General features: G+C 63.9%; 15 protein-coding genes and 1 tRNA gene. 6 read left to right on the forward strand and 10 right to left on the reverse strand.

The genetic code is table 11. The annotated features are described in order from the left end of the window. Positions 1–3: 3 nt before the first annotated feature. From Q1V57_RS08005 to Q1V57_RS08015, 3 genes are all read right to left on the reverse strand, one after another. Positions 4–1,449, reverse strand: a complete 1,446-nt coding sequence (locus Q1V57_RS08005; RefSeq protein WP_300529444.1) for a sigma-54 dependent transcriptional regulator — start codon at positions 1,447–1,449, stop codon at positions 4–6. Continuing rightward, positions 1,446–3,785, reverse strand: coding sequence for a PAS domain S-box protein (locus Q1V57_RS08010; protein WP_300529446.1), 2,340 nt, complete (start codon positions 3,783–3,785; stop codon positions 1,446–1,448). The genes Q1V57_RS08005 and Q1V57_RS08010 overlap by 4 nt, the downstream gene beginning before the upstream one ends. Before the next feature lie 189 nt (positions 3,786–3,974). Next, a complete protein-coding gene (locus Q1V57_RS08015) occupies positions 3,975–5,435 on the reverse strand; it encodes a WecB/TagA/CpsF family glycosyltransferase (RefSeq protein ID WP_300529447.1) in 1,461 nt (486 codons plus the stop codon). Positions 5,436–5,737: 302 nt separating this feature from the next. Between Q1V57_RS08015 and Q1V57_RS08020 the strand changes: the two genes are divergently transcribed. From Q1V57_RS08020 to Q1V57_RS08030, 3 genes are read left to right on the forward strand one after another with little or no spacing between them, the layout of a single operon-like run. After that, positions 5,738–7,015, forward strand: coding sequence for an oligosaccharide flippase family protein (locus tag Q1V57_RS08020; RefSeq protein WP_300529449.1), 1,278 nt, complete (start codon positions 5,738–5,740; stop codon positions 7,013–7,015). Continuing rightward, positions 7,012–7,947 carry a glycosyltransferase family 2 protein gene (locus tag Q1V57_RS08025; protein WP_300529451.1) on the forward strand — a complete coding sequence of 312 codons (936 nt, stop codon included), beginning with the start codon at positions 7,012–7,014 and terminating at the stop codon, positions 7,945–7,947. The genes Q1V57_RS08020 and Q1V57_RS08025 overlap by 4 nt, the downstream gene beginning before the upstream one ends. Next, positions 7,944–8,936 (forward strand): glycosyltransferase family A protein, encoded by a 993-nt coding sequence (locus tag Q1V57_RS08030; RefSeq protein WP_300529453.1) that lies wholly within the window; start codon positions 7,944–7,946, stop codon positions 8,934–8,936. Before Q1V57_RS08025 ends, Q1V57_RS08030 begins: the two co-directional genes overlap by 4 nt. A gap of 22 nt (positions 8,937–8,958) precedes the next feature. On the opposite strand, the gene Q1V57_RS08035 is transcribed toward Q1V57_RS08030, so the two are convergent. Genes Q1V57_RS08035 through Q1V57_RS08055 form a run of 5 tightly spaced genes read right to left on the reverse strand, consistent with a single transcriptional unit; the run spans position 8,959 to position 14,343 of the window. Then, positions 8,959–10,152 carry a glycosyltransferase family 4 protein gene (locus Q1V57_RS08035; protein WP_300529454.1) on the reverse strand — a complete coding sequence of 398 codons (1,194 nt, stop codon included), beginning with the start codon at positions 10,150–10,152 and terminating at the stop codon, positions 8,959–8,961. After that, complete coding sequence (locus tag Q1V57_RS08040) at positions 10,149–11,420, reverse strand: hypothetical protein (protein WP_300529455.1); 1,272 nt, start codon at positions 11,418–11,420, stop codon at positions 10,149–10,151. The genes Q1V57_RS08035 and Q1V57_RS08040 overlap by 4 nt, the downstream gene beginning before the upstream one ends. Continuing rightward, complete coding sequence (locus Q1V57_RS08045) at positions 11,405–12,874, reverse strand: hypothetical protein (RefSeq protein ID WP_300529457.1); 1,470 nt, start codon at positions 12,872–12,874, stop codon at positions 11,405–11,407. The genes Q1V57_RS08040 and Q1V57_RS08045 overlap by 16 nt, the downstream gene beginning before the upstream one ends. Then, positions 12,871–14,103, reverse strand: coding sequence for a polysaccharide biosynthesis/export family protein (locus tag Q1V57_RS08050; RefSeq protein WP_300529458.1), 1,233 nt, complete (start codon positions 14,101–14,103; stop codon positions 12,871–12,873). Before Q1V57_RS08050 ends, Q1V57_RS08045 begins: the two co-directional genes overlap by 4 nt. A gap of 3 nt (positions 14,104–14,106) precedes the next feature. Continuing rightward, complete coding sequence (locus tag Q1V57_RS08055) at positions 14,107–14,343, reverse strand: hypothetical protein (protein ID WP_300529460.1); 237 nt, start codon at positions 14,341–14,343, stop codon at positions 14,107–14,109. A 287-nt stretch (positions 14,344–14,630) separates the two neighbouring features. On the opposite strand from Q1V57_RS08055, the gene Q1V57_RS08060 reads away from it, so the two are divergent. Together Q1V57_RS08060 and Q1V57_RS08065 are read left to right on the forward strand one after the other, a co-directional pair. Further along, positions 14,631–15,344: a hypothetical protein gene (locus Q1V57_RS08060; RefSeq protein ID WP_300529461.1), complete on the forward strand. Its 714-nt coding sequence runs from the start codon at positions 14,631–14,633 to the stop codon at positions 15,342–15,344. Between the two features lie 113 nt (positions 15,345–15,457). After that, positions 15,458–16,264: a tetratricopeptide repeat protein gene (locus Q1V57_RS08065; RefSeq protein WP_300529463.1), complete on the forward strand. Its 807-nt coding sequence runs from the start codon at positions 15,458–15,460 to the stop codon at positions 16,262–16,264. 48 nt (positions 16,265–16,312) lie between these two features. Here the strand turns inward: Q1V57_RS08065 and Q1V57_RS08070 are convergent. Together Q1V57_RS08070 and Q1V57_RS08075 are read right to left on the reverse strand one after the other, a co-directional pair. Then, positions 16,313–16,389 (reverse strand) — tRNA-His (locus tag Q1V57_RS08070). A gap of 121 nt (positions 16,390–16,510) precedes the next feature. Next, positions 16,511–17,308 (reverse strand): M48 family metallopeptidase, encoded by a 798-nt coding sequence (locus tag Q1V57_RS08075; RefSeq protein ID WP_300529465.1) that lies wholly within the window; start codon positions 17,306–17,308, stop codon positions 16,511–16,513. A gap of 132 nt (positions 17,309–17,440) precedes the next feature. On the opposite strand from Q1V57_RS08075, the gene Q1V57_RS08080 reads away from it, so the two are divergent. Then, positions 17,441–19,558, forward strand: coding sequence for an AsmA family protein (locus Q1V57_RS08080; protein WP_300529467.1), 2,118 nt, complete (start codon positions 17,441–17,443; stop codon positions 19,556–19,558). Positions 19,559–19,604: the final 46 nt, after the last annotated feature.

The following is a 19,604-nucleotide window of genomic DNA, read 5'->3' on the forward strand; positions in this document are numbered from 1 at the left end:
CGGTCAGGCTTTCTCCGCCCACTGCTCACGTTTGCGGTAGATGGTGGAAGGCGCGATTTCCAGCTGCTTGGCGGCTTCCGTGACATTGTCACTGCACAGGGCGATCGCGTGCTCGATGGTGCGCTTTTCAACCATCCACAGCGGCTCGATACCGCCAGACGCGGGCGCCGGCGCCAGCACGGCGCTCGCATCAGGACCCGGTGCAGAGGCGCTGGTAACCGGAGGAGGAGCCGAATGTGCAAACCCGGCGTCCGGCGCGGCGGGTGGTGCATAGCTTGAGCGCGTCTGCTGCAGTGAAAGATCGCAAGCGGCTATCTCGTGTCCGTCGGCCAGAACAACGCAACGCCGAACCAGGTTTTCCAGTTCACGCACATTGCCCGGCCAATGGTGCTGCAACAGGGCCTGGCGCGCATCATCGGCGAATTTCAGATCGCCCCGGCCTTCTTCATCGGCATAGCGCGCCAGGAAGGCGTCCGCGAGGGTCAGGATATCGCCGGCCCGGTCCCGCAAGGGCGGGAGCTCGACCGGGATGACATTGAGGCGGAAATACAGGTCTTCGCGCAGACGGCCCGCCCGTACCGCGCCCCAGGGGTCGCGATTGGTTGCGGCCACAATGCGGATATCCGTCTGGCGGATCCGGCTGTCGCCGACACGGGCATAGGTCCCGGTCTGCAAAAAGCGCAGCAGCTTGGGCTGTAGATCGATCGGCATCTCGCCAATCTCATCGAGAAACAGCGTCCCGCCATTGGCGAGTTCGGCCGCGCCGGCCCGGTCAGACGTAGCACCGGTAAAGGCGCCTTTGACATGGCCGAACAGTTCGCTCTCGATCAGATCCTTGGGGATCGCGCCGCAATTGACGGCGACGAAAGCCCGCCCGGCCCGGGCGCTTGAGGTGTGGATGGCGCGGGCGGCAAGCTCCTTACCCGTCCCGGTCTCTCCGGTAACGAAAACGCCCGCGTTGGATGGCGCCGCGGATTCAAGCACGCGGTAAACCGCCTGCATGGGCAGGGATGATCCGATGAATTCGGCGAATTGCGCCTTCGGCTTGCTCTGTTCGAGAGCTTTGACGACCTTTTCGAGCTTGGACTTCTCGACCGCGTTCTTGACCGTAGTGATCAGTCGTTCGGCGCCAAACGGTTTGACCAGGAAGTCGGTCGCGCCTTCTCGCATGGCTTCAATCGCGGTGCCGATCGAACCATTGGCTGTAATGACGACCACCGGCGTGGTGATTTCAGAGGCACGCCAGGAGCGCAGCAAATCCATACCGTCCGCATCCGGCAAGCCGAGGTCCAGCAAAATGCAGTCCGGCCGGCCCGCCCCCATGGCCCGCTCACCGGCGGCCCCGCTTTCGGCAATCTCGATCGCGGCGGCATCGCGCTTGAGCTGGGCTTCATAAGTACGCGCCAGAGACGGGCTGTCTTCAATGATCAGAACACGTCCGATACTCATCCGCTTTCTCCTTCGATCTTTTCAAGGCGCATACTCGCAGCCTTCAAAAACGCCTCGGCTGCGCGCTGAAGCTCGTCGATATGGCCCGACAGGGCCGCGCTGCGCACCGACGGACCGCAAGCCTGTTCGAGGCGTGCGGCCGCATGCGCCAGCGTTTCGGCGCCGACATTGCTCGCTCCGCCCTTGATCGCATGGGCTTCGTGCTGGAGCTTGGTGATGTCATCGGCGGCCAGATGAGCTGTGATTTTTTCCAGGCGTGTACCGACCTCGCCCAGGAAGATACGCAGCACGAAAGCATAGCCCGCAGCATCACCGCCCCAGGCCTCGTCTATGACTGAGGCCTCCAGCACTGCGTGATGCGCGGCTTCCGCCCTCGGCAGCCATTTCTCGAGCTCGCGAGAAAGGTCTTTCAGGCGGATCGGCTTGGTCAGGAAGCCATTCATGCCCGCCGCGCGTGTCTGCTCGCGGTTTTCCGGCAAGGCGTGCGCGGTCAGGGCGACAATCGGCGTGGCCTGCCCGGCCGCCCGGATCAGACGCGAGGCCTCCAGACCATCCATTACCGGCATGCCGACATCCATGATGATGAGATCATAGGCCTCGCTCTCGGCAGCCTGCACCGCCGCCGCACCGTCACTGACGATCTCCGGATGAAGGCCCAGCTTGTCCAGCATGCTGGAGACGACTGCTGCGTTGGTTTCGCTGTCTTCGGCGAGCAGAACGCGGCCATGCAGATGCGGCAATGCGCTCTGAGAGAGCGATTTGCCCGCTCCCGCCGGCTGGCTGACAACCGCCGGCAGGACAAAACTGAACTGGCTGCCCTGGCCCAGCCGGCTGGTTGCATGGATCTGTCCGCCCATGAGCTCAACCAGCTCGCGGCTGATCGCGAGCCCAAGGCCGACCCCTTTGCTGATGGCGCTTATCGTACCGGCGCCCTGCTGGAATCGGGAGAAGAGCTTGGGCAGGACATCTTCCGGTATGCCGATACCGGTATCGCTGACATCGAATTCCAGACGCTGGCTGGCGCCCTCGCCGGTCAGGCGGGCGGCAACCGAGACACTGCCTTGCTCGGTGAATTTGATGGCATTGCCAACCAGGTTGAAGAGCACCTGACGAACGCGGCCCGGATCGCCGACCAGGCGCAATTGCGCCGGCAAGGACGCCACCTTGAGGACGCAGCCCTTCTCCGCTGCAGAGTTTGAAAAGATCTCCCGCACCTGCTCAAGCAAGGTATTGGGCGAATAGACCTCCTCCACGAGCTCGACCCGGCCGGACTCGATATGACTGATATCGAGCACATCATCGATCAGGGTCAGCAGGCTTTCGGCCGAGCTTTCCGCCAGGTCGATCATGCGCGCCGCATCCTCCGACAGGCCAGCGCGATTGATCAGGCCGAGCGGGCCGATGACGCCATTGAGCGGCGTGCGCATCTCATGGCTCATATTGGCGAGGAATTCGGTCTTGGCCGCACTGGCGCGCTCGGCCTCGGCTTTGGCTGTGCGCAGCTCGGCCTCGGTCCGCGCCCGCACGGAGACATCGCGGACAACACCGTGCACCAGTGTACGGTCATCCGCTTCAAAGGTGCGCGCGTTGACTTCGGTCGGAATTTCAACGCCGGAGCGATGGATGAAATGGATCTCCATGCGCGCTTCGCCCGCCGCCTGGACGGACTGGATTGCCCCCTTGGCCGTGGCATGATCGGCTTGCGGGTGCAGGTCAGGCAGGCGCATGCCGACCAGGGCCTGGCGGTCCCAGCCGACCAGCTCCTCAGCCCGGGCATTCACGTCAACAATCTCGCCGTCCAGAGTATGGATGAAAATCGCATCACCGGAACGCTGGAACAAATCGCGATAACGCTGTCGCGAGCGTTTGAGCTCTTCCTCATCGGCCTTCTTCGCCGTTACATCGCGCAGATAGGCCGTGAAATAGGTCTGATCCTTGACATGAACCGGGGTGATGGCGAGTTCGACCATCAACTCATGACCGTCGGCATGCAGCGCGGGAACCTCGATGCGCTTGCCGAGAACGGCATGTTCGCCCGTTGCCAGGTATTTCTCGAAACCCGCATGATGGGCGCCGCGAAGCGCGGGCGGGATGATCAGATCGGCCATCGGCTCACCCAGGACATTATCGCGCTGGTGCCCGAAAGTGCGCTCGGCGGCCTCGTTGAACTCCACAATCAGGCCGGCAGAATCGATGATGACGATACAGTCGAGCGCGGCCTGGACCAGGGCGGCGCGTAGCGCAGCCTCGACATCTTCGGCCCGGCGCTCACGCGTCCCCATGACGCCGCTCCGCGGATTGGTCTTCGGATCTGACGGGTTTTGTGCACGGCTCATGACGGTTCTCCCTCGCATGGGAAAACGGTCTGCAAGGGCCAATCCGTAACAATGCAGCAGACGGCTGCTGATTTTTCAGTCGCTTAGCGGCCGGCCTTTGAGCATGAGAAATTGCAATTCGCAATAGCATTGCAATATGCAACGATTGTTCGTCGCATATTGCAACCTTTTATCGAGCCATTTGTGGGATCAATAGGCGCCTTTGGCCATCAGTACCGCCAGCGGAGTACGCGCCAGGATCAGGATATCGGTGACCAGGCTCCGGGTCTTGAGATAGTGGATATCCATCTCGACCATGCGCTGGAAGGGTATGTCGGCCCGGCCGCTGACCTGCCAGATCCCGGTGATACCCGGCTTGCCCTGCAGCCGCTTGAGATCGCGCTCGCCATATTTGGCGACTTCGCGCGGCAGCGCCGGACGCGGTCCGACAAGCGACATCTCCGCCGACATCACATTGAACAGCTGCGGCAATTCATCGATGGAGTATTTCCGGATGATGCGCCCGACCCGCGTGACCCGCGGATCATGCTTGAGCTTGAACGTCACCCCGTCCGCCCGGTCATTGGCGCCTTCAAGCGCGCTGAGGCGGTCTTCCGCATCGGTGAACATGGAGCGGAATTTGAGCATTTCGAACATCTGGCCGTCTTCACCGACGCGTTGCTGGCGGAACAGGACCGGGCCGCGGCTTTCAAGCCGGATCGCCAGAGCGGTAACCAGCAGCAGCGGTGAGAGGGCCGCAATGGCGAGCGCAGCGACCGAGACATCCAGCATCCGCTTGAGCCCCCCGCTGACGCTGCGGCGGCGGGCCTCCCGGCGCTTCTTCCAGCCATAGCTGAAGGCCCGGGCGAGGAAGGTGATATTGCCGACAAGATAGCGGCGCCACATGCGCTGCGGCTCCTGCATCAGGCGATAGGCCCACTCCAGGCGCGAGCGGCGCATCCAGGCCGGCGCCCGTCTGGTGGCACCGGAGATGAAGTCAAACAATCCGCCGACACCGGCCAGCAGCGGCGCATCAATCCGGCTGGCGACACGGGCCAGCCAGGTATCCTGTGCCGGCACGCCCATGGCCACGAACAGCACATCGGGCTGACAGGCATTGATGCGTTCAATCATCACGTCCTCGTCCTGCGGACCGAAATAGCCGTGATGGCTGCCGGCGATTTGCAAGGCCGGAACCTGGCGCTGGGCCGCCTCGGCCGTGGCTTGGGCTATACCGGGCCGGCCGCCGAGAAAGAAAACCGACTTGCCGGCTGCAGCCAGGGCCTCGCACAGGGGCAGGAACAGGTCAGTGCCATTGAGGTCATCGCCGATCGGCTCACCCCCCAGCCGGCTGGCGATCTCGATACCAATTCCATCCGGCAGGACCGCGTCGCACGATTGCAGAGCCTGGCGGTACTGCCAGTCACCGGCGGCCACGTTGGCGCAATGCGCATTGACGAAAGCGATGCGGGTTTTGATGCCCCAGCGGACGCGCCCGACCAGGGCATTGACCGCCTCGCTCTGGCGCATGGCGAGCAACGGCAGACCCAAAACATCAACGCGCGCCCCGACCGGCTCGCGCCCGCTGCTGTTATCGACCACGGCTTCGGGCTGGAAGCGTGCAACAGACGCCAGGGTTTGGACATTGGAACTCAAAGACACATCAACCATCGAACAACTCCATATCGGGTTGCCCCACAGGCTTCACAGCCGGCTCCAGTCCTGTTTCCATGAGCACAACTCACTGATTTTATTTGATTCAATCAGACCAACACGGCTCACCGCTCCGCCGCCAATTCCGAAACTGCGTTAGCGGCGCTCGCGTAATGCGGCACCGCTCTCGCAGCTCGCGAAAACAGCCCGCGACCAGACCCTCAAGAACCGCTCTAAACCACTAAATCAAAACGACATTCCCGCCAGCGATCCGACTGGCGCCGGATTTGAAGCCTGTGGTTCAGCGAAAGGACGCGATCATGATCCACAGAGCCCGAACCCTCCTGGCCCGCCACACCTTGTTGAAGAATATCGGCTGGCTCGCCTCCGGTGAGATGGTCTCGCGGATCACTCGCCTGCTGGCCGCCATCGCCCTCGCCCGCGCGCTGACACCGGTCGAGTTCGGCGCCGCGGCGATTGCCATCACCGTGTTCGAGCTCGTCCGCGTCTTCAACCAGAATGGCGCCGGCGCCGCTGTCATCGCCGCCAATCCGGATGAACTGCCCTCGCTGATCCGCACCGCCCACCTCGCCGGCTGGATCATCTGCCTCATCCTGGCCGGCGTGCAGTGCGTGGTCGGCTATTTCGTCGCGCAATCAACGGGGTCGGCCGAGATCGGCTGGATGATCGCCTGCCTCGCCGGCGTCTACCTGATCATGCCGCCCGGCGTGCCGCATGGCTGGATGCTGCAGCGCAAACAGAACATGCGGCGGCTGGCGACGGTCAATGTGGTCCAGGTCTCCACGGACAATCTGCTGACCGCCATCCTGGCCCTGACCGGTTTCGGTGCCTGGGCCATTGTCCTGCCCAAACTGCTGACCGCGCCGATCTGGCTCTTCGGCGTGATGTGGCGGCGGCCCTGGCGTCCGGACCGCTCCGCCGGCTTTGCCTCGCCGCACAAGCTCTTGATGTTTGCCGCGCCGGTTCTGGGCTCCGAACTGCTCAACGCGGCCCGGCTGCATGTCGACAAGCTGATTATCGGCGCGGTTTGCGGCCTGGAACTCCTGGGCGTGTATTATTTCGCCTTCAATGCGGGCCTCGGCCTGTCATCAGCGCTGTCGACCGCTTTTAACGGTGCCTTCTACCCCAATCTGTGCGCCGCCGTGCGCCAGACGGGGTCTGCCCTTGAGGCCTTCAACAAGGGGCTGAAGACCGCCGGTGCGCCCCTCGCCCTGGTATTCCTGGTCCAGGCCGCCCTCGTCCCGCTTTATGTGCCGATCGTCTTTGGTGCCGACTGGGCCTTCGCAGTCCCCTTGATTGCCATCCTGTGCCTCAGTGGCCCGGCGAGAATTCTGGCCGATGGCTGCGCCCTGCTGCTGCGTGCCAGCGGCTGGCCGGTCTCTGAGCTGATCGCCGTCGGGGCGACCACGAGCATCTGCCTCGGCGCCCTGCTGATCGGCGCCCAGCTGGGCCTCGTCGCCGCGGCGTCGGCCCTGACCGCTGCCGCCACGCTGGGCGCGCTCACCCTCTATCCGATCTGCCAATCCCTGAGCGCTGAAATTGCGCCCAACAGCCCGTTAAAGGAGGCCTCGTTATGAGCGCTCACCCCTCCGTCTCTGTGATCATGCCGGTCTATAATGCTGCCAAGACGCTATACGCATCCGTGTTGTCCATTCAGGCGCAGACCTGCCGGTCCTGGGAATTGATCCTGGTTGATGACGGATCGACCGATGCGACCCTCGAGATTGCCGGGGAATTGGCGCAGAAGGACCCGCGCATCCGGGTGATCTCGCAAGCCAATGCGGGCCCTGCTGCAGCCCGCAATACCGGTATCGGACTGGCCCGGGCCCGGATCGTCGCCTTTCTCGATGCCGATGATATCTGGCACCGCCACAGGCTGGCGGTGTGCCTGCAGCATTTCGGCACCAACCCGCAGACCGGGATTGTTTTCACCCGGGTCAATTTCATCGAGCCGCAAGCGAAGGCAAAACCCGCCACCTCGCCCCATTTTGATGTTCTGGAAGCCGAACACCTGCTGTCGGAAAACCCGGTGTGCACGACCTCGAATATTGTCGCCCGCGCCGTCTTGCTCGAGCGCCTGGGCGGGTTTGATGCCCGCATGGCCTACATAGAAGACCAGGACCTGCTCTACCGTGCCGCGGCGGGCTCACCCTGGACGGTTGAGGGTATTGATCGCCCGCTGCTCGATTACCGTATCGGCGGCCCCTCGCGGTCAGCCGACCTCGTCAGGACAGCCACCAGCTGGCACCGCTTCATGGGGCGGGTCAAAGCCATGACACCGGAGCTTTACCGGCCGCGCTGGCGCCAGCTCAGCGCTGACTTCCACCGCAACCAGGCTCGTCGCGCGCTGCGCGGATCGCTGCCTGGCACAGCGCTCGGCTTCATATCGCGTGCCCTGCTGCGCGACCCACTAATCCTGTTTCGCATGCCCCGGCGGGTCGGCCTGACCATCGCCGCTGCCCTGGCACTGCTTCTCCCCATTCCGCAAATCAAGGAGTTTGTCCGATGACCAAACCACAAGTGTCCGTGGTCATGCCGGTGTTCAATGTCGAGCGCTATGTAAAGGCCGCCGTCGAGAGCGTGCTGGCCCAGAGTTTTGAGGATTTCGAGCTGCTCATCATCGATGATGGCGGCACCGACCGTTCAATCGATATCTGCCGAGAATTCATCGATTACCGCATGCGGATCATCAGCCAGAAAAACCGTGGCCTTGCCGGCGCCCGCAATACCGGGATCCGCTATGCCCGGGCCGAGATCATCGCTTTCCTCGACTCCGATGATCTCTGGCACCCGGACAAGCTCGCCCGCCATGTCGAGCATTTGCGCGAGCAACCGCAAGTCGGTGTCAGCTACTCCGGAGCCCGCCTCATCGATGATGCAGGACACGATGTCGGCATTGATCAGCTGCCCAAGCTCAATGGCATCGAGTCCAAGGATATCTATCTGCGCAATCCGGTCAGCAATGGATCAACCCCCGTCATCCGGCGCGCTGCGCTGGATGTCATCGCCCGCCCCTCGCCGCTCCATCCGGGCGAACAGGTCTGGTTCGATGAACATCTGCGTCAGTCCGAGGACATTGATTGCTGGTTACGGATTGCCCTCCTGTCGAACTGGCAGTTTGAGGGTATCGCTGGGGCACTCACGGCCTACCGCGTCAATGCTGGTGGTCTCTCCGCCAATGTCGTCAAACAGTTCGATAGCTGGACCTATGTCCGCGACAAGGTCCGCCGGCTCGCCCCGGCTTTCGCACAGCGCTGGGAAGCAGCCGCAGAGGCCTTTCAACTGCGCTATCTGGCGCGGCGGGCGATCCGCATGCGCGACCAGGAATTGGCGCTGGAACTGGCATTCAAGTCCCTGCGCAAGGCGCCGCTGGCCGTACTCAGCGAACCAGTGAAGACCGCAACGACACTCGCTGCAGCCCTGGCTCTGCGGCTGGTGCCGCAAAAAGTCTACGAAAAGCTGGAAAGCCTTGCTCTGTCGCCCGCTAGACCTGTCTAGCGGGCGCCGCGCCGGTGCGCGCCTAGAGGATTGCGTTGTAGATCTTCAGGTGCGCATCGGCGATGGCGGCCCAGTTATAGGTCGCCTCCACCTTGCGTGCCCCCCTTGACCCCATGCGCTGTGCGCGCTCCGGTCGCTGCAGCAGATCTGCAATCGCCGCAGCGACCGCACTCCCCTCCGGCTTGACCAGCAAACCATCCTTATCATGCGCGATCACGGATCGCATGGCCGGGATGTCAGCGGCGATCACCGGCTTTTCGAACGACCAGGCCTCAAGATAGACGACACCGAGGCTCTCCTCCGTCGACGGCACGGCCAGCACGGTGCAAGCCGACAACGCGGATTTCTTGTCAGCGCCGGACAGCGGCCCGGTCACGATAATCCTGAGGTCGGTGTGTTCGGCGAATACGGCCTCTGCCTCGGCGGTCAACGGACCGGAGAAGACAAACCGGACATCGGGATGGCTCTGCCACACCGTTTTCGCCGCGGCCAGCAAGGCACGATAGCCCTTGTATTCAGCCGTGCGGCCAAGGAAGAGCACGAATGGGGCATCAGCAATACCGAGCCGGGTCCGGAAAGCCGCCGGGTCGGGAATGTCGCTGTCGAACAGCGGCGCCATGGGAGCGACATGGACACGCGAGGGCGCAGCCCCCTGGCCGATCAGCCATTCCCGCTCGTACTCCGTCATCGCAATCAGGGCGTCGGCCTTGCGGTAGAGCCGCCGGAAACCGGGCGATGACCAGGCCGTTCCCTCCGGCTTCGTGGTGTGCGCCAAGGGAGTCCAGACAAAGGGCTTGCCGAGCGATTGCAAGGCTTCCGCCCCGGGGGTGAAACCGTTATAGACACCGTGCAATACGCTCGCTTGCGCACTGGCCTGGCGCAGGCTGGCCGCAGCCGCCGGGCGCGCCAGCTTTGCATACAGGCCGCGTGCCAGGCGCGAGCCTTTGGCCGCATCGCCCAGCACACCAAGTGCCGGCCGATAGCTGTTCGGCGGCGCAATCGTTTTGACCATAACCGGGCCGTCCTCGACCTGCCCGGCACGGGCCCGGGCGAAGGCATAGTCGGTGGACGCCGGTTCACTCGAACAACACCGGGCCACCTCGACGGGGACGTGCAGCGCCAGCTCCTGCGCCAGGCGGCGCGAATGCAGCTCGGCACCGCCGACAGCCGGCCAATATCGCGGGACGAAAAGGAAAGGACGCAATGGGGCACTCATGCTGCTCTCGCTTGTTCAAGAATTGAGGACCGTTTCTCCGCGGCCTCGCGCATGGCGATGCCCATGATCACAAGACCCGGCCAGAAGAGGTAGGTGAGGATTTCCAGGTTCTCGCCCACGGTGAACAGAACCAGCAGGATGGTAATAGCAAAGGCGGCCCGGCCGATGCGGCTGGACAGGGCCAGGAGGGCAAACTCCAAAAGGCTCCAGACCAGCGGGATTACCAGGGCCGCGACACCGACCAGGCCTTTGACAAACAGAAGACCATACCAGGTGTGATGGCTGCCGATCGGCATGTATTCGACATAGTGCGGGCCGCGTTCGACAACGCCATGCCCCCAGACCGGAGCCTCATTCCACCAGCGGTCAACGGCGATACGGCCCAGCGCTTCCCTCACCCGCGTGGAATTGGCGCGCATGCCGCGAAAGCCCTCATAAGCGGCGCCAAGCTGGGCCAGGATCACCGGCGATAACAGTCCGGCGAAAAACACCGGCACTGCGGCGGCCAGCCAGAGCACGCTGCGCCGCAATTGCGACACGCCGAAAGCAGTCGGCCAGACGAGGACGGCTGTGACCAGGCCCAGGCGCGATTTCGACAGCAGGATAATCGCCAGCGCCGAAGCAATGCCAATCACCCGCCAGGCCATGCGGCGGTCTTCGATTGCCAGGATCAGATACAGATTGCCGATCATCGCGGCGGCCGGCGACCAGGGGGTGAAATAGCGCCAGCGCGGCAAGCCGTCGGCCGGATCCATGGAATAGAGCTGTACCGCGAAGAATTCCGGGCCGGGCCCGCCGATCGCCTTCAGCGGCGAGATAAAAAGGATCTCGGGCAGCCCGGCCATCGGGGCGAGATAAAGCACGGGCGTCAGTGCCAGCGAGATCAAGGCTGTGATACTGGCGGCCCGGATCACCGTCTCGAAGCGGATCTCCAGACAAGCGCCGGCGAGGGTAAACATGGCAAACAGGGCCCAGCCCTTGGCCCAGCCGATGGTCGACTTGATGGTCTGACCGGTGGACAGCTCATAACTCCAGTGCCCGCCCAAAAGCGCGATCTGCATCAATCCCATGCCGGCAATCCAGAACCAGACCCCGATCGGGATGGCGGGCGGCTCGAGGCGCGGTGTTGCCGGTGAGCGAACATATTTGCGCACCAGGACGATCGCGGTCAGTGCCACACCCAGCACCGGGCCGAGCACGTAGAGCCCGCCAATGAAGTAGATCGGCCAGGTCCCGACAAGCGCCAGGGAGACTAGATAATCTTCCACAGCGCGCGGATGAGCGGCAGACGCAACCACAGCAGCAAAACTCCCATGCAGTAGAGGAAAAACCCGCCGAGCGCGGCCAGGGCCGCAATCTTCTTCGACGGCGAGGACGGACGCTCGGGCAGTGCCGGGGCTTCCAGCAACTGCGCCAGCGGATAGGAGGCGAAGACATCGGCGCGGGACGTATCCAGTCGCGCCAGGGCCGAGGCGAAGACGGTTTCGGCGACCTGGTGTTCGCGCAGCAAAGCGTCCAGGCTCGCCGCCACTGCAGCCAATTGCTCAACCCGGCTCTCATTGCGCAGCAGGCGGTCCTGCAGCGAACGGGCCTCGGCGCGGGCCCCTTCGGCCTCGGCCGAGAGGTCGACTACCTGGCGCAATAACTGGGCCCGCTCATCATCAAGATTGATCTGCGCCAGGCGCAGCATGCCATAACCGGCGACGCCCAGCAGGGCCTCCCCGCGCGCGTTCAGCGCCTCGACCAGGCCGGCATGGCGTTCGGTTTCTGCCCGCATTTCGGGGTGGTTGCGACCATACATGGTCTGGAAACTGGCAATCTGGGCCGCACTGGCAGCGAGCTGTTCGAGAATGGCCTCAAACACCGCATCACCGCGCAGGATCAGCACGCGCGCAGCGACATCTTCCGGCAGTTCGATCAGCTCACCCAGGCGCGCCGAGCGATCGCCCAGGGCCCGCGCCCGGTCCAGCGCCAGCGCCAGCGTGCGCTCCAGCTCACCGGTTTCGGTCACCAGCGACTGGTATTGCTCCAGCGAGATCAGCCCGGTCTCCGCCTGGAAGGCGATCACCGCCTGGCGGGTGGCCACGACATTTTGCTCATAGCCGGCCAGGCTGTCCCGGTAGGCCAGCTCGCGCGCCTCGAGTTCTTCCTGGCGCAAGGCATCCAGATTGGCCTGGAAGGCGCTCAGCAGCGCATTGGCCGAGGCATAGGCCATATCCGGATCGGTCTCGGTGATGCGGACATAGATCAGCGGCGTCTGGTCAACCAGGCGTACCCGGGCGCTGGCGAACTCGCTCGGACGCACCCCGGCTGAGACCGCCGCAGCACCGCGCACCCGGTCCGACTGCAACAGCCGCTTATAATTTTCCGTCGGGCTCAGCGAGGCGCTGGAAAACGCCGAGGAGGTTGCCGAGGTCGCCTGACCGAGATCGGTCAGATTAACGCTCGCTCCGGCACCGGATCCGGGCAGGATCAGGGTAAAACCACTGACGAAAGTGCGCGGGGACCCCACATAATACGCACCGGCAACACCCCCGAAGAACACCGCGCCAAGCACCAGAACCAGCGCATAGCGGACCCAGCGCCGGGGTCCGCCGGAGCCCAAGATCAGGCGCCCTAAGAGCGATTTGCGCGCGATCTCAAAGTCCGCCTCGCGCTTCGAGTTGCGAGGGTCAGCGTGAGGCGGCGGCTCCGGCGGATTGGGGGTCAGCGGACGTTTCATCGCGACGCTCCGCTGAGAATGGTCAGGTTGATGGCCGGCGTGAGCACTGCGCTGAAGGCGCTGATCACATCGCGGACATTGGTGACATGGCTGTCATAGCAGGCGATGGCATCGCCCGGCAGCAGGACCGGATTGAAGGCATCGCGGTCAGAGCGGCGGACCAGGCCTTCGATCGAGCGGGCGATGACTTCGCTCTCCCCGGTCACCGGGTTGCGCGAGATCAGCACGGCCCAGCGATCGGCATTGGTCGCCTGGGTACCGCCGACACAGTTCGCAGCCACCAGCCCCTGCAGGAAGCGGGTGCCGTAAGGCAGGCTGGTGCTCTGGCTGTTGATCGCCGACTGGGAATTCGAGGAGGCCGGCGTTGTCAGATTGGACATGAAGACGCGGATACCCGGCAGGGTGATGCGGCTCGGTCGGGCCAGGGCTTCCTGGAAACAGCCGCGCGAGGGCACATGGATCTGATCGCCGCTGGCCAGCACCGGATCGGCCATGCGCTGGCCGGTAAAGGCCCCGGACATATCGAAAATCTGCCGCTGCCCGTCGCGCACCAGAACGACATGTCGGACATCGGCGTCGGGACGCAAACCAGCGGCCGACGACAGCGCCGATACCAGGGTGCGGCCGGTGGCGATATCGCCCTGGGCATCCACGCGGGAGCCCTGCACCAGTTCCGGATTACGGTCATTGAGCAAGAGATCGCCGGGCTGGAATACAGCACCGGAGACATGCACCTGGACCGGCGCCCATTGCGCCACATCCAGATCGAGCTGCAGAAAACCGGCGCGATACATGCCCTCTTCGATGAACATGCGCGCCACCAGCGCCTCGACCACTTCAACCGTGAAACCGGCTGCCCGGATCGGACGCAGATGCGGCACCGTCAGCGTGCCGTCCGGGGCGACAATATACGTGCCTTCAAACGCCTCACCCGCCGGCAGGGCCAGGCGCAGCATGTCGCCGGGTGAAAGCGGCGGCATGGACTGGGCCGCGCTGGCGGCAAAGGCGACGCTTTCAGGCGGGGACATGGGCAGATCGGCATCTGCACATCCGGCCAGATCACCATAGCGCCCCTGCCCGCTGAGCGGGACCTCGCGCATGCCCATCATCGGACGGCGTGTGGCGGTATAGCCCTCCGCGCTCAGATTGACGGTATTGCGCGGCTCTTCAAAAGCGGCCGCACAGGAGGCGAGCGCCAGGGCAGCGAGGGGGATCAGACCGGTGCGCATGGCTTAAAACCCCGGCGCGTGGCGGCGCGCCAGCGCCTTGGCAATGGAGGCGGCGAGCTCGCGCGCTATTTTCGGGCAGTTGCAGTCAATGGTTTTGACGGTGGCATCACCCTCGACACGGCCCTCAACCCGCACACTCGGTGAGACCGGGCGCTCATAGACCTCTTTCAGATAGTCGAACAGGGCGCGGTCAAAGGAGCGCAACTGGTTGGGCGATGTGATTTTGAAATCTGTACGCATGACGAACCTCCTGCCCCTCTCAGGCGCAAGCCCGGGGCCAGCCCGCTCACACAGCAGAGATGCGAAGTTTCAATCACTTAACGAATAGCGCCCAGACGCCTCTCGCAAGTTGCGGATTGCAGATTGCAAATCGGGCCTGGCGCTTTGCAATTTGCAAGGACGGTCGCCACCCCCCCCAAGCACCGGCACTGGAAGCACGGTTTTTCAGACACTTAGCGCAGCAGGCTCACGGGCCCGGTGCGGCCCCGGATGTGAAGCTCCACCAGCAGGTCATCGCAGGAGGTCCCATGGCCCGCATCGAGATTTCTCTTCCGGCACGACAGCTCAGCCGCTGGCTGTGGCGTGGCCTGCTTGCCCTGTGGCTGGGCAATGCTTTGGCGCTCACCCTGGTGCATATCGGCGGCATTGAAGATGGCTGGGGCGTGGTCACCCTGCTCCATTTCGACCGCGAACAGAACCTGCCCACCCTGTTTTCCGTCCTGCTCCTGCTCGGCGCCAGCGCGCTGGCCCTGCGGCACGCCTGCACCGAGAACGCCCCCGCATTTGTCCGCCGCGGCTGGCAGGTAGTTGCACTCGTCCTCGCGGCCATGGCTATTGACGAGTTCGCCATGATTCACGAACGGGTCGATGCGGCCCTGCGCTATTATCTCGCCGTAGAGGGCTTGCCCTATGCGGCCTGGCCTATCCCCTATGTCACCGGTGTGCTGGTTCTCGGCGTCACGCTCTGGCGCTGGTTCTGGCGACTGGCGCCGGCAATGGCCATCACCCTGGTTATCGCGGCAACCATTTATGTCACCGGTGCAGCGGGCGTGGAACTCGCGACGGGGCAATACCTGGCCCGGCTTGATCCGGATCATCTCGGCGTGACCGATCTGACCCGGGACCTTATGGCGACGCTCGAAGAATCTCTGGAGATGACCGCACTCGTCCTTCTGGTACGCGCGTTTACGCGCCACTTGCCCCGCGCCGCTGACGCTCGCCTGGCCGGGATGCATCCATAACGCGACCAGCGAGAACAGCCCCTCGGCTCGTTGAGGATTTGATGAAGCCGGCGAAAACCCTCTAAGGTCGCGTTCAGCAACTCAATGTGCACAGCAAAGCGTCAGGAAGCGGCATGGATTTTCTCCGCCTTATCGGACCGGTCACAGCTCTTGTCCTGGGAGCGGCCCTTGCGCTGGCAGCGCCATCATATGGGCAGGACACCAACGAGGACGGCGCCAGCCTGTTTGATCGCGGCAATACGGCGCGCATGAATGATGATGTTGAGGCGATGCGCGAGGACTGGACCCGGTCGTGCGAGCTCGGCTTTGGCCCGGCCTGCTATGAGCTCGCCCGTTTTATCCAGCGTGGCACGTTCGGTGAGCCCAATATTCCCCAGGCCTTGTATTACTACGATCTCGCCTGCCGCAGGCTTGAAGGAGATACCGGCCGCAGGCGGATGCTCGCCCGCGCCTGTACCGAAGCCGGCGCAATCCACGCCAACGGCCACGCCGGCAGCGTCAATCCCGAGCTCGCGGTCCAGCGCCTGGTAACAGGTTGCGGCAACGGCAATGCGGATGGCTGCTTGATGCTGGCCTACACCCATGCCCGCGGCTGGCTCGGTCTGGAAGTCAATATGGCTAGCGCGGCAGAGATTTTCGGCTTCGCCTGCACCCTCGGCAATAATGAGGGGTGCACCACGCTGGCCACACTGCATTACAATGGTGAGGGCGTCGCACGTGATCTCACCCAAGCCCGCCACTTGTTTGAAGATGCCTGTATTCGCCAGGATGCAAGTGCCTGCTCCGCCGCCTTCCAGATCTTGGCAGAGACCCACGAGGTGGAACAAACCCGAATGGCCCTTCGCAGCTTCTACTGGAATGAATGCCAAAGCTCGAACCGGTCCTGCACGATTGCCCGCATGCTTGATCAAGCAGAATAGGCGATGCGCTATCAGAACTGGCGAACCTGGCGTGGAACAGGAGAAAAATGGTACCGCCTCCCCGGTTCGAACGGGGGACCTCTAGATCCACAATCTAGCGCTCTAACCAACTGAGCTAAGGCGGCACGCGTGACGCGGTGCGAAGCGACCTGCGTCAAGGCGCGGGAAACTAGCGCCCGCGCCCTGATTAGGCAAGCACATGCGCAGGGCTTTTTCAGGTGCCGCTACAGCCCCCCGAAATCCCCCTTAAACATACCCCCGCGCCGTCATGTGTGCGCGCATTGCGGCGATGCGGTTGTCGTCGGAGGGGTGGGTGGACATGAATTCGAGGCGACCGCCCTGGTGCAGCTCGGACATGTTCTGCCAGAAATCGATGGCCTGGCGCGGATTATAATTGCCGCGGACCATGTAATCGACGCCGAGACGGTCGGCCTCGTATTCGTGCTGGCGGCTATAGGGCAGGATAATGCCCAGCGTCACGCCCATGCCGAGTGCGGCGCCGATATCATCGGTATAGCCCACCGTCTGCTCGCTCGAGCCCAGCGCCGAAGTGATCAGCTGCACGCCGACCTGCGCCGCAACCTGCTGGCTGGCGCGTTCGGCACTGTGACGGCCGGCGACATGGCCGACCTCATGGCCCATCACGGTGGCGATCTGGTCATCGCTTTCCATGATGTCGAGAATGCCCTTGTAGAAGCCGACCTTGCCGTTGGGCAGCACCCAGGCATTGATCGTATCGCTGTCAAAGACGACGAATTCCCAATCCTTGTCGGTCTGGCCGGAGGCTTCGACGACGCGCTGGCCGACGCGGTTGAGGCGGCGCTGATAGGACGGGTCGCGCAGGACACGTTCGCGCTGCAGGCTCTCGCGCCAGGCCTGGTCGGAGAGCTGGGCCAGCTGACCGTCGGAGACCAGCATGAGCTGGGAGCGGCCGAGCGCGGCATTGTCGGCACAGCCGCTGACCATGGGTACGATCGTGCCGGCAGCCAGGCCCATCAGGACCTCGCGGCGTTGCATGAGATTCTTCAATTCTTTCGACGACATGCCTTTATCCCCCTTCGACTGCCGGTCTGGTTATGTATAGATTAGCGCAGCAGTTTCTGCCTGTCTCGCCAAGAAATGGTCACGAGCCATCTTTAGGACCAAGAGCTACGCGCCCAAGGAGCACGCCGCACCATGACTCGCCTGTTACGCTTTTTGCTGATCCTGATTCTGATCCTCGCCGGTCTCGCCGTCGCGGCGCCCATGCTGATCCCGGCAGAAACCTTCCGCGATCGCATTGCCAGCGAAACCTCCAGCGCGCTCGGCCGCGAGGTCGTGCTGGCCGGGGATATGCGCCTGTCGATCCTGCCGCGGGTGGAGATCAGCGCTGGCGATGTCTCGATCGCCAATGCAGACGGGTTCGGCGACCAGCCCATGGCGGAAATGTCTCAGCTGCGGGTCGGGGTGAAGCTGATCCCGCTGTTTTCGCGCTCGGTCGAGGTTGAGGAATTTGTCCTCGTCGATCCGGTGATCCGGCTGGCCAGTAACCGGCGCGGCAATAACTGGACCTTCCGCAGCGGCGACGGATCTGAGGCCCAACCGGCTGCCGGCCCGGGCTTTGAGCGCCGCCCCGGCGCCCTGCCCTTTGAGGCCTCATTCGGTGATGTGCGGGTGGAAAACGCCACCATCCTGTATTCCGGCAATGGCCAGAACCGGCAGATCAGCGGCCTCAATGCGCGCCTCACCTTGCCCTCTCTGGACGATGCGGCCGGCCTGACCGGCGCACTCTCGGCCGATGGCGAACAGCTGACCTTCAATGCCGAGCTCGGCTCGGTCCGCGGACTGTTCGAGGGGGCTGAAACCCCGCTGAGCCTGCAGGTCGGCGGCAATCTGATGCGCGCCAGTTTTGACGGCGTGATCCGCGAGGGCAGCGATATCGTGCTGGCCGGGGCGATCGACAGCGCTATCCCCTCCTTGCGGGACCTGGCGGCCTTTGCCGGCAGCGCGCTGCCGCCGGGTGAGCAATTGCAGCGCTTTGCGGCCTCCGGTGATCTCGTCGCCAGCGCCGAGCGCATTGATCTGGACAGCGCCGAAGTCCGCCTTGACGATATCTCCGGCAGCGGCACGCTCGACATTGCCCTGACCGGCCCGCGCCCGCGCATCACCGGCGCCCTCACCGTTCCGGCCCTCAACATCACGCCCTACCTGCCGGAACAATCCACCGGCGGTTCCGGCGGTGAAAGCGGCAATGGCGGCGGCCTCCCGCCCTGGAGCGAGACCCCGATCGACCTGACCGGGCTGGGCGTCATCGATGCCGATCTGGATCTGGCCGTGGGACTGTTTGAATACGGCGAGATCGATGTCTCCGATGTCGATCTCGATGTGGTCATCGAAAACAGCCGGCTGGATGCACGCCTGCGCCGCTTCGGGCTGTATGAAGGTACAGGCGCAGTGCGTGTTGTGGCCAATAACCGCAATCGGCGCCCGTCTTTCCGCGTCGTCGCCAATCTGGACGGGCTTGATGCCCTGCCCTTCCTGGATGCGGCCGCCGGTTTTGACCGGCTGAGCGGGCGCGGCGGCATGGATCTGGACCTGCGCGCCTCCGGCGACAGCCAGGCCGCGATCATGCGCTCGCTGGCCGGCAGCGGACAGTTCGGCTTCCGCGACGGCGCCATCACCGGCATCAACCTGGCCGAGACGATCCGCAATGTGAACAGCTTCTTCAACGCCGCCCCGGCAGGTGAAGCCGAGACCAGCAGCGAAGATGAAAGCCAGGCGGAAACCGGCGACCAGGCCCAGACCGACTTCTCGTCGCTGAACGGCTCTTTCACCATCACGGGCGGACGGGCCACGACAGAAGACCTCGCCATGCTCAGCCCGCTCCTGCGCGTCGCCGGCAATGGCTGGCTCAATATGGGCGAACAGGCGCTGGACCTGCGCATGCGGCCGCGCCTGGTGGCCTCGATCGAGGGCCAGGGCGGGGCAGCGGATCTGCGCGGACTGGAAATCCCGGTTCGCATTCGCGGCAGTTTCAATGATGTCTCGGTCGGGGTGGATACCGACGCGGTCGGCCGGGCCCTGCTCGGCAGCGCGTTGAGCAATGCACTGGGCGGTGATGGCGAGGCCCAATCGCCGGAAGATGCCCTGCGCCAGGGCCTGCTCGATGCCCTCGGCCTGGGCAATCGCGATGACGAGCCGGCCGGCGATGAAGAGCCGAGCGAACAGCGCGAGGTCGACCCGGCCGAACAATTGTTGCGCGGCCTGTTCGGTAATCGCTCTTCCGACGATGATAATGGTGACGGGCCGGACTAGCGGGCCGCAAGCCTCCGTGGCGTCTGCGCGCATTTGACCATTGGAC

Origin of the sequence: Maricaulis sp. (assembly GCF_030149425.1) — a bacterium.
Taxonomy (GTDB): Bacteria; Pseudomonadota; Alphaproteobacteria; order Caulobacterales; family Maricaulaceae; genus Maricaulis.